General features: G+C 50.4%; 1 rRNA gene. It reads left to right on the forward strand.

Annotated elements, in window-relative coordinates:
- Positions 1-1,121, forward strand: a 23S ribosomal RNA gene (locus MJZ25_16705); the annotation flags it as partial.

A 1,121-nucleotide genomic window follows, 5' to 3' on the forward strand; every position in this document is an offset into this window, starting at 1 on the left:
TGTGTGAAGTGAACCATCTAAGTAACACGGGAACAGAAATCAAGAGAGATTCCCTCAGTAGCGGCGAGCGAACGGGGAGGAGCCCAAACCACATCTAGTGGGGTTGTAGGACTGCGACAGTAGAGTTAGGCATAAAACCATTCCGTAGCGGAAGCTTCTGGGAAGGAGCGTCAGAGAGTGTGAAAGCCACGTACGCGAAACGGAATGGCCTCGAAGCAGAATCCTGAGTAAGGCGGGGCACGTGAAACCCTGTCTGAATCCGGGTCGACCACGATCCAAGGCTAAATACTAGACAGCTACCGATAGCGGACAAGTACCGTGAGGGAAAGGCGAAAAGAACCCCGGTAAGGGGAGTGAAATAGAACCTGAAACCATAAACTGACAAGATGTCACAGCCCGCAAGGGTAGTGGCGTGTCTTTTGTAGAATAAACCTGCGAGTTACGGTATGCAGCGAGGCTAAGTGATGGAAGTCACGTAACCGGAGCGAAAGCGAGTCTGAACAGGGCGAGAAGTTGCATGTCGTAGACCCGAAGCCAAGGTGATCTAGTCATGGGCAGGTTGAAGCTCGGGTAAAACCGAGTGGAGGACCGAACAGTAATCTGTTAAAAAAGGTAGTGATGACCTGTGACTCGGAGTGAAAGGCTAAACAAACCTGGAAATAGCTGGCTCTCCCCGAAATGCCTTTAGGGACAGCCTCATAGAAAGCTTGCGGAGGTAAAGCACTGGATGAATGCGGGGGAGTCAAATCCTACCAAATTCAATCAAACTCTGAATGCCGTTAGTCAGCCTATGGGAGTGAGACTGTGTGCGCCAAGGTTCATAGTCGAAAGGGAAACAGCCCAAACCGGCAATTAAGGTCCCGAAATTATGCTAAGTGTTAAATGAAGTTTGGATGCACAGACAGCCAGGAGGTTGGCTTAGAAGCAGCCATTCCTTAAAAGAGTGCGTAACAGCTCACTGGTCGAGCATCTGTGCGCAGACAATGTAACGGGGCTAAGCATGGTACCGAAATTCCGGACTCATGCCGTAAGGCATGATTGGTAGGGGAGCATTGATATAACCGACGAAGGAGTACCCGTGAGGGGCTCTGGAGGACTATCAAGAGAGAATGCAGGCATAA

This window comes from Fibrobacter sp., from assembly GCA_024399065.1.
GTDB lineage: Bacteria > Fibrobacterota > Fibrobacteria > Fibrobacterales > Fibrobacteraceae > Fibrobacter.